The organism is Streptomyces sp. NPDC015130, assembly GCF_043080005.1.
GTDB lineage: Bacteria > Actinomycetota > Actinomycetes > Streptomycetales > Streptomycetaceae > Streptomyces.
In genome coordinates this window covers 56,585-66,063 of record NZ_JBIBVC010000008.1, presented here as the reverse complement: position 1 = coordinate 66,063, position 9,479 = coordinate 56,585, and the positions used below count along the sequence as shown (strand labels likewise).

8 protein-coding genes are annotated in these 9,479 nt (G+C 72.2%); 5 read left to right on the top strand and 3 right to left on the bottom strand.

Annotation, left to right across the window (positions count from 1 at the left end; translation table 11 throughout):
- The first annotated feature begins 324 nt into the window (after positions 1-324).
- Complete coding sequence (locus ACF08F_RS18660) at positions 325-1,101, top strand: CoA transferase subunit A (protein WP_392299602.1); 777 nt, start codon at positions 325-327, stop codon at positions 1,099-1,101.
- The gene (locus ACF08F_RS18655) at positions 1,101-1,754 is read left to right on the top strand and encodes a CoA transferase subunit B (protein ID WP_392299601.1); all 654 of its coding nucleotides are present in this window, start codon (positions 1,101-1,103) and stop codon (positions 1,752-1,754) included. Before ACF08F_RS18660 ends, ACF08F_RS18655 begins: the two co-directional genes overlap by 1 nt.
- A 79-nt stretch (positions 1,755-1,833) precedes the next feature.
- Here ACF08F_RS18655 and ACF08F_RS18650 read toward each other — a convergent pair whose 3' ends face one another.
- Both ACF08F_RS18650 and ACF08F_RS18645 read right to left on the bottom strand, forming a co-directional pair.
- Positions 1,834-3,966, bottom strand: coding sequence for a WD40 repeat domain-containing serine/threonine protein kinase (locus tag ACF08F_RS18650; protein ID WP_392299600.1), 2,133 nt, complete (start codon positions 3,964-3,966; stop codon positions 1,834-1,836).
- Between the two features lie 55 nt (positions 3,967-4,021).
- A complete protein-coding gene (locus ACF08F_RS18645) occupies positions 4,022-5,074 on the bottom strand; it encodes a hypothetical protein (RefSeq protein ID WP_392299599.1) in 1,053 nt (350 codons plus the stop codon).
- A 148-nt stretch (positions 5,075-5,222) separates the two neighbouring features.
- Between ACF08F_RS18645 and ACF08F_RS18640 the strand changes: the two genes are divergently transcribed.
- On the top strand, positions 5,223-5,963 hold the full coding sequence (locus tag ACF08F_RS18640; protein ID WP_392299598.1) for a dienelactone hydrolase family protein: 741 nt from the start codon (positions 5,223-5,225) through the stop codon (positions 5,961-5,963).
- Positions 5,964-6,055: 92 nt separating this feature from the next.
- On the opposite strand, the gene ACF08F_RS18635 is transcribed toward ACF08F_RS18640, so the two are convergent.
- Entirely contained in the window at positions 6,056-6,436 is a 381-nt protein-coding gene (locus tag ACF08F_RS18635; RefSeq protein WP_392299597.1) for a hypothetical protein, read from the bottom strand.
- Between the two features lie 105 nt (positions 6,437-6,541).
- Between ACF08F_RS18635 and ACF08F_RS18630 the strand changes: the two genes are divergently transcribed.
- Positions 6,542-7,189, top strand: a complete 648-nt coding sequence (locus ACF08F_RS18630) for a class I SAM-dependent methyltransferase (RefSeq protein ID WP_392299596.1) — start codon at positions 6,542-6,544, stop codon at positions 7,187-7,189.
- A gap of 177 nt (positions 7,190-7,366) precedes the next feature.
- Positions 7,367-9,418, top strand: a complete 2,052-nt coding sequence (locus ACF08F_RS18625) for an MMPL family transporter (protein ID WP_392299595.1) — start codon at positions 7,367-7,369, stop codon at positions 9,416-9,418.
- The last annotated feature ends 61 nt before the right edge of the window (positions 9,419-9,479 follow it).

The window sequence follows — 9,479 nt, the reverse complement described above, 5'->3', positions numbered from 1 at the left end:
TCGTGGAGTCGGTCTCGTTGGAGTCGGTCTCGTTGGAGTCGGTCTCGCGGGAGGCTATGCGGCCGATACGCCGTCAGACATGGCTGTGCGACCCACCATCCGCTGCCGGTTGGTGGGCCTCGGCACCACCCGCACCGGATGGCCGGAATGTGCCTGCGTGCTCCGCCCGCGCACAGCGGTCACCCACACATCAGACGGGGTTGGTGTGTAGACGGCAGCCATGGTTGCGCCCGCCGGCCGGTGCCTAGGCTCCGTGCTCGTCGCTGGTACCGGCACCGGCTCTGACCTGCGAGGTCAGCCGGCTGCCCGAAGGAAGGGATCCTCATGGGTCTGGACAAGACGGTCGCGAGCGCGGCGGAGGCGGTGGCCGACATCTCCGACGGGGCCTCGCTCGCCGTGGGCGGCTTCGGGCTGTGCGGGATCCCGGGGACGCTGATCGACGCGCTGTGGCACCGCGGAACAAACGGCCTCCGGGTCGTCTCGAACAACTGCGGCGTGGACGACTGGGGGCTCGGCCTCCTGCTCGCCGCCGGCCAGATCGCCCGGATGACCAGCTCGTACGTCGGCGAGAACAAGGAGTTCGCCCGCCAGTACCTCAGCGGGGAGCTGGAGGTCGAACTCGTCCCGCAGGGCACGCTGGCGGAGCGTCTGCGGGCCGGCGGCGCCGGGATCCCCGCCTTCTACACCCCCGCGGGCACCGGCACCCAGGTCGGGGAGGGCGGACTGCCCTGGCGCCACGCCGCCGACGGCTCGGTCGCCGTGGCCTCGCCGCCGAAGGAGACCCGGGAGTTCGGCGGGCGGCCGTACCTGCTGGAGGAAGGCATCACCGCCGACTTCGCGCTGGTCCGGGCGACCATCGGGGACCGGCACGGCAACCTCGTCTTCCGCTCCTCCGCCCGCAACTTCAACCCGCTGGCCGCCATGGCCGGACGCATCACCGTCGCCGAGGTCGACCACCTCGTCGAACCGGGCGAGCTCGACCCCGACGAGGTCCACCTCCCCGGTGTGTTCGTCCAGCGCGTGGTCCGGGTCGCGCCCGGCGACCCCGCAGCCGAACGGCGCATCGAGCGCCGGACCGTACGACAGGAAGGTGACGCCTGATGGCCCTCACCCGTGAGCAGATGGCGGCCCGCGCCGCCCTGGAGCTGACCGACGGCAGCTACGTGAACCTCGGCATCGGACTCCCGACGCTCGTCCCCAACCACCTCCCGCCGGGCGTCGAGGTGGTGCTCCAGTCCGAGAACGGCATCCTCGGCGTCGGCCCGTACCCCACCGAGGACGAGCTCGACGCCGACCTCGTCAACGCCGGGAAGGAGACGGTCACGACGCTCCCCGGTGCCGCGTTCTTCGACTCGGCGCTCTCCTTCGGGATGATCCGCGGCGGTCACATCGACACGGCGGTCCTCGGCGCCATGCAGGTCTCGGCCTCGGGCGACCTCGCCAACTGGATGATCCCCGGCAAGATGGTGAAGGGCATGGGCGGCGCGATGGACCTCGTGCACGGCGCCGGACGGGTCGTCGTGCTCATGGAGCACACCGCCAAGGACGGCAGCCCCAAGCTCGTCGGCACGTGCGACCTGCCCCTGACCGGCCGGGGCGTGGTGCAGCGCGTCATCACCGACCTCGCCGTCGTCGACGTCACCGCCGAGGGGTTCGTCCTGGCCGAACTCGCGCCCGGCGTCACCGTCGAGCAGGTCGTCGCGGCCACCGCGGCACCGCTGCGCGTCCCGGAGGGTGTCGGAACGACGGCCTGAGCCTTCCGCCGGTCCGGTGTCCAGGACAGCCACCGGACCGGCGGCCCCCGAGGGAACCCCGGGTCTGGTGGGGTCGGGGTCAGGACCGGCGGTAGAGATCGACACCCCGTTCACGCCCTATGGCGATCGTCCGTCCGTCGGGGCTGAGGGCCACCGTCTCGGCCCTGGCCGTCTCCGTCACCAGTTGCCGCTCCGTGCGGGTGGCGGGGTCCCACACCTGGAGGCTGGAACCGGCCGTGACCGCCGTCCTCCCGTCCGTGCTGAAGGCGACACCCCTCGCGGAGAGGTTGAAGCCCGTGAAGGCGGTACGCCGGCGCGTGGCGACGTCCCACTGTTCGAGGTCCTCGGAGAGGCCGTAGACCTTCGTGCCGTCACGGCTGAACGCCACCCCCAGCATCCACCCGTCCCGGTCCTCCGGCGCGTCACGCAGGACGACCGGGCGCCGGCCCGGCGCCGCCAGGTCCGAGAGCATCACGCCTTCGTCGAACGTCCCGGCGACGAGGCGCTTGCCGTCCGGTGAGAACGCGAGCGCCGACACCCCGGCCCCGATCCCTTCGAGGGCGGCGACGAGCTTGCGCGCGCGGACGTCCCAGAGCCACACCGTGCTCGTGGCACCGCCCGCCGCCGCGAGCCGGGTCCCGTCGCGGCTGAACGCGAGGACCGACACGTAGACGGAGTCGGAACCGCGAACGAGCGGCGCCGCGGGGACCGTGAGCGTCCCACGCACCTGGTGCGTGGTCGTGTCCCACAGTCGGATGGTGCGGTCGTTGCCGGCGGACGCCAGGGTCCTGCCGTCGGGGCTGAAGGCGACGGCGAGGGAGTTGTACTTCTTCGTCTCGAGCGTGTCGGCCACGGGTTCGGTGGCGAAGTCCGCGCTGGTCCAGAGGAAGACGGTGCTGTCGGGCGTCCCCGCGGCGACCGTCCTGCCGTCGGGGCTGAACTCCAAGCACGAGATGTCCTCTTCCGGTCCGCGCAGGGACAGGAAGGGGGTGCTCTCGAACGGTCCGTCGCCGGCCTTCCCCGCGTCCTTCCCCTCGTCCCCCGCGTCGCCCTTGCCGGACCGGGAGACGAGTTCGACGGCCGCGAACGAGGCCCCGCCGACGCCGAGGGCGGCCGCGAGCCCGCCGATCAGCAGCTTGCGGCGGCTCGGGCGGCCGTCGCCACCGCCGCGGGCAGGGCTCGATGCCGGGCTCTCAGCCGGGGCCGGCGCGGGCGCCGCCGGTGGCGCGGACACCGTGGGGAGGGAGTGCAGCGGCTCGTCCGACGCGGTCGGGACCGCCGCGGGCCGGTCCACCACGGTCGGGACCGGTGGCGCAGACAGCGCCCCCGAAGGCCCCACCGATCCGGCCGGCCCCGTCGGCATCGTCGGCCCCGTCTTCCCCACGGGCCCCGACGGCGTCCCACGGAGCCTCGCCAGCAACTCCGCCGTCGCCGCCGCGTCAGGCCGCTCCTGCGGCGACTTCGACAGCAGCGCCGACAGGAGCTCGGCCAGCGGCCCCGCGTTCGCGGCCCGTGGCAGCGGCCGGGTCAGGACCGCCACGATGACGGCCGTCAGCGACGGGCCGTCGAACGGCGGCCTTCCCTCCACCATCGCGTACAGGGTCGCGCCCAGCGCCCACATGTCCGCGGCGGCGTCGACGTCGGCACCCTCCAGCTGTTCCGGCGGCATGAACTGCGGGGTGCCGATGACGGTGTTCGTCCGGGTGAGCTGCTGCGTGGAGTCCATGACCCGGGCGATGCCGAAGTCCGTGATGACGGGCCGGTCCCCGGCGAGGAGCACGTTGTCCGGTTTCAGATCCCGGTGGACGACCCCGGCGGCGTGGGCGTGCCCGAGAGCGTCGGCCAGCGTGGCGGCGATCGCGGCCGTACGCTCCCACGACAGCCGCCCCTCGCGGGCGAGCAGCCCCGCCAGCGAGGGACCCGACACGAACTCCATCACGATCCAGGGCGCGCCCTCGTACTCCGTCACGTCGTGCACGGTCACGATGCCGGGATGGCGCAGCCGCGCGGCGGTCCGCGCCTCGCGCTCGGTACGGGCGATCAACTCGCCCCGCAGTTCCGGTGGTACGGCCTCGAAGAGCACCTCCTTGACCGCCACGTCGCGGTCGAGGACCTCGTCATGGGCCCGCCACACGCGCCCCATGCCCCCGCGCCCGATCGCCTCGACGAGCCGGTAGCGCCCACCGACCAGCCGCCCCGCGGCCTCCGTCATGCCAACTCCCCCGTACGACAAGAGATATTCGGCGCAATCCTTTCAGGGAGGCGTGCTATCCGCCGTACTCCCACGCTTCCTCGAAGGCCGGGCCCTGTGCCTCGATCTTCAGGAGCCGTGAGGCGATGGCTCCCTCGTTGCGGCCGAACTCCTGCGACAGGTCGTGCAACGAGACGCCTTGGGCGCAGCGTTCGGCGAGCAGCAGTTCGTCGGCCGGCTCCCACGGCTTGTACGCGTTCGGGTACAGCCGCCGCTTCTCCTCCACCGTGTACGCCTTGGGCTCCTCCCGTTCGGCAGGGGTGCGCGCGGCGGGGACGAGATCGCCGGGACGGGGCGCGAGTCCGAGGCCGTGGAGCTTCCAGCGGATGGAGTTCTCGGTGCGCCCGAGTTCCTCGGCGATCTGCTCCGGGGCCTTGCCCGCCCGGTGCAGCTCCTGAAGAAGCGCGACGGCCTCCGGGGTCCACGCCTGGCCGCGGTGCTTCGCCCTGGCCTCGGCCGGAGGAGCGGTGGACGAGGCGGCCGAGGAAGACGCGGAGGACGAGGAAGACGAGGAGGACGGAGAGGACGCGGACGCCAAGGGCGCGGACGCGGAAGGCGCGGAGAACGACGCGGTCCTCGCGACCGAGGCGAGGTGGCGGCTGATCTCCCCGAGATCCCGGGCGTCCACCTCACCGGCGAGTTCACCGGTCACGACGCCGTCAGGAGAGCTGACGACGACGTTGATCGCGACACGTCCGTCGGCCACGAGTTCGGCGTGCAGGTGGTAGCGGTGGTGCGGGCCGCCGACCTCCAGCCTCACGGTCGTCGTGCCGTGCTCCGCCATGGGGGACGCGGGCGCATCGCGGTAGGCCGGGGAGAGCAACTCGTGCACGTGCCAGGTGGCGAGCAGCGTCTCCCCGCTGTCGAGCTCGTACGTCGCCTCACTGGCTTCCTCGTCGCATCCCGCGTAGAGGACCTCGATCCGCTGACCGTCGAAGGCACCGGGGTCCTGGCCCGGGAGGGTGGGGGGAAGGGAGAGCACTCCGCGCCTCGGCGCGCTGCCGTGGATCGCAGTGTCCGGGTCTCCGTGCCACACCCCGCGGGCGTCACGGAAAGCGTAGATCAGCACGTCCGACAACCTTTCGTCCTGATGAACCGTCAAAAGGTCATGATGACCGGACAGGCGGGGGCGTGACATCCGATTGACGATCACCGGGCGATTCCGCCGACGGTGAAGTCCGGCCCGGCCGACCCCGTCGACCCTTACCTTCGGTCTCATGACGACGGTCACCACACACTCGGTCACCACACACGCGGTCACCTATCCGGCCGACGGCCGGACGATGAAAGGCCATCTCGCGCTTCCGTCCGGCTCCGGTCGCCGGCCCGCTGTCCTGATCGGGCCCGAAGGGCCGGGCCTCAACGACGTCCAGCGCCGCCGGGCCGACGCCCTCGCCGGACTGGGGTACGTGGCGTTCGCCTTCGACATCAACGGCGGGCGGTGGTTCAGCGACCCGCAGGAGATGCTGGCGCACACGACCCCGCTGCTGGCCGATCCAGACCGGATGCGGGACATCGGCAACGCGGCACTCGACGTGCTGCGCGCCGAACCGCGTACCGATCCCGAGCGCATCGCCGCCGTCGGCTACGGCACCGGGGGCGCGATCGCGCTGGAGCTCGGGCGTGCTGGTGTCGACCTGCGGGTGATCGGGACGGTCAACGCGCTCACCACGGGCCGCCCGGGCGAGGCGGCTCGGATCCGCTGCCCCGTGTGGGCCGGGGTCGGGTCGGAGGACCCGATCATGCCGCCCGCGCAACGGGACGCGTTCGCCGCCGAGATGCAGGCCGCGGGGGTCGACTGGCGCCTCGTGGTCTACGGCGGCGCCCTGCACGCCTTCCACCACCCGCCCGTCGACCATGAAGTGCGGCCCGGTGTCGGCTACCATCCGCGCCACGCCGCCCGGGCCTGGCGCGACATCGTCGGGCTTCTCGACGAATGTGTGCCGATCGCGGAATGAGCCGGTCGGGGCCGCCCGGCATGATCCGAGCGGCAGGCCCTGAGGGACCCCGCCGCGTCCGGTCCCCGTCAGCCCGGGCGTGAGCGGGGACCTCAGGGCACGACCACCACCTGTACGTCGTCCTCGTAGATGATCCGTCCCGGGGCCGAGGACTCGATCCGCTCGCACTCGACCCCGTGCGCGGCCAGGAGGTCCAGGTACCCGGCCACCCGGTCGATGAGGTGCGCCGCCGTGGTCTTGAACCAGGCGGCCGCACCCGGGTGCAGCTCGTGGTCGTAGACGTGCGGGTCCGTGCTCGACGGGTCCGGGTAGTGGGTGTCGTACCAGTCGTTGTTCGTACGCCAGAACGCGTACTCCTGCTCGGAGAGCCGGCCCTCACGGGCAAGGCCGTTCGCCAACGCGAAGATGCCGGGGAAGTTCCCCCGCGGGCCCCGGACCGTGGCCTGGAACCTCACGAACAATGCCTCGTCCACCAATGCCTGCCCTTCCTCCGTCGCTGCTTCGGTTTCGGAAAGCCAACGCCAAGGGAGGCGGAAGCACAAGCGGGCCCGTGGGCCGGGGGAGCTACGCTCGCGAGCGTGATCGAACACGATGCGCTCTCCGCCACCCGCGACGCCTACGACGCCGCCGCCTCCACCTACGCTCAGCTGTTCCGCGACTCCCTGCGTGACAGTCCGCTCGACCGCGCGGCCCTGGGCGTGTTCGCGGAGTCCGTGCATGCGGGTGGGGGCGGTCAGGTCGCGGACCTGGGGTGCGGGCCCGGACACGTCACCTCCTACCTGTCCGGGCTCGGGCTTGCCGCGTTCGGTGTCGACGCGTCTCCCGCGATGATCGAGCTGGCTCGCGAGGCCTCTCCGGAGCTGCGGTTCGAGGTGGGCTCGATGGAGGCGCTGGGGATCGCGGACGGCGCGCTGTCCGGCGTCCTGTCGCGCTGGTCCGTCATCCACACTCCGCCGCAGGAACTCCCCTTCGTGCTCACGGAGTTCCATCGCGTACTGGCAGCCGGCGGTCACCTTCTCATCGGCTTCTCGGCGAGCGACGACCCGTCCCGTCCGACGCAGGTCTTCGACCACGCCGTCGCACCGGCCTACCGGTGGTGGCCGGATCACCTCTCCGCGCTGCTGCGCGAAACCGGACTGCCCGAGGTGGCCCGGATGGTCCGCGAGCCTCTGCCCACGGACCGGCGGCAGTTCAAGGAGGTCCACCTCCTCGCCCGCAAGGCCTGACGGCCCGGTCCTCCGAGGGCGAACGGACGGTCGTACCGACCGTACTCCCCGGGGAGTAGCCGCGGGCCCGTGCCGCCCCCGGCAGTAGCCCTCACCTCGGCCTTCGGTGCGATGAATCGCCCTTCCCGCAGCGGGAGTCTGGGATCGACCTGCTGAGGAATCGTGGAGGGAGACCCGATGGAAGGGCGCAAGAGGATCGTCGGCTGGGGGGTGCTGGCGCTGTGGGTGATCGTGATGGCGCTCGCCGCACCCTTCGCCGGCAAGCTCGGTGACGTACAGAAGGACCGGGCCGTCGACTACCTGCCCGCGAGTGCCGACTCGACCCAGGTCGCGAAGATCACCGAGCAGATGCCCGGCGGGGACTCCACCGACCTCGTCCTCGTCTACCACCGCGACGGCGGGCTGACCGCCGCCGACCGGGCGACCGCCGCCCGGGAGGTCGCCGAGGTCGCCGCCGGGCACCGGCTCTCCTCGGTCCCGCAGCCGGTCCCGTCCCAGGACGGGACGACGCTCCTGTACCCGGTGTCGAGCACGGAGCCCGGCACCGACGAGGTGGCCAGGGACGCCTTCGTGCACGACGTCCGCGAGAAGGTGAGCGGTGAGGTCGGCGGCCCCGGCGCCCTGGCCACGGACGCGAGCGAGGTGTACGGATCGCTCGACGGGCCGCTGCTCTACACGACCGTCGCCGTCGTCGCGGTCCTCCTGATCGTCATCTACCGCAGTCCGTTCCTCTGGCTGGTGCCGCTGGTCGTGGCCGGGGTCGCGGACTTCCTTTCGATGGCCGTCACCTACGCCCTGCACCAGGGCTTCGACATCAGCGTCTCCGGTCAGAGCACCGGCGTGATGACGATCCTCGTCTTCGGCGCGGGCACCGACTACGCGCTGCTGCTGGTCTCGCGGTACCGGGAGGAGCTGCGCCGGGTGCCTCGCCCGTACGACGCCATGGTGGCCGCCCTGCGCGGCTGCGGGCCGGCCGTCCTCGCGTCCTCGGGGACCGTGGCGCTCGGCATGCTCTGCCTGCTGGCCGCCGACATGAACAGCAGCCGGGGCATGGGGCCCACGGCCGCCGTCGGTGTGCTGTGCGCGCTCGTCGCGATGCTGACGCTGCTGCCCGCGCTGCTCGTCGTGCTCGGGCGGCGGGTGTTCTGGCCGCTGATCCCCGCGTACGGGAGCGAGCCGAAGGCCGCGCGCCGGTCCCTGTTCGCCGCCATGGGGTCCTCCGCCGGGCGGCGCCCCCTGCCGGTCCTCCTCGCCGGTGCCGCGGCTCTGGCCGCCCTGTCCCTCGGTGTGCTGAACCTGCCCGGGAACCTCAAGCAGGAGGACTCCTTCAGCTCCACGCCGGAGTCGGTCACCGCGATGAAGACGCTGGCCGCCGCGTACCCGCAGCTGGGCACACAGCCCATCACGGTCATCGCGACGGACGCGGCCGCCGGCGGAGTGCTGGAGCGTGCGCGGGACACCGAGGGCGTCGCGCGGGTCGAACGCGGCCGCAGCGGCGGCGGCTGGAGCGAGATCTCCGTCGTCGCGGCGCACGCGCCGCAGTCCGCCGGCGAGACCGCCACGATCCGGGAGCTGCGGGCGGTGCTCGGTGACGGGGTGTACGTCGGAGGGCCCAGCGCGGAGCAGCTCGACATGGCCGACACCAGTGCCGACGACCGGAGGATCGTCGTACCGCTCGTCCTCGTCGTGGTGCTGATCGTGCTCGTCGTGCTGCTGCGCAGTCTCGTCGCACCGCTGATCCTGGTCGCCGCGGTCGTCGCGGTCTGGGGTGCGGCCCTCGGCATCGGCGGTCTCGTCTTCGAGGGGCTCTTCGGCTTCGAGGGCACCGATACGGGTCTGGCGCTGCTCTCCTTCGTCTTCCTGGTCGCCCTCGGCGTCGACTACGGCATCTTCCTGATGCACCGGATGCGGGAGGAGTGCCTGAACGGGCTCGAGCCGGGGCCCGCCGCCCTCTCCGCGCTGCGGACGACCGGCGGGGTGATCGCCTCGGCGGGGCTCGTGCTCGCCGCCACCTTCGCGGTCCTGGTCAACATGCCGATGGTCCAGCTGGCCGAGCTCGGTTTCGTCATCGCGGTCGGTGTCCTCCTCGACACCTTCCTGGTCCGTACGTATCTGGTGACCAGTGCGAGCGTGCTCCTCGGCCGCAAGGTGTGGTGGCCGGGTCCGCTGGCCAAGAAGCCCTCGTCGGCTGCCCGTTCGGAAGCCGAGCGACTTCCCGTAGGGGTCTGATCAGTGGTGGGTGGGGGCTCCCCCGGACGTCGGGGGCCCCTGCCCGCTGGGAGGATGGACA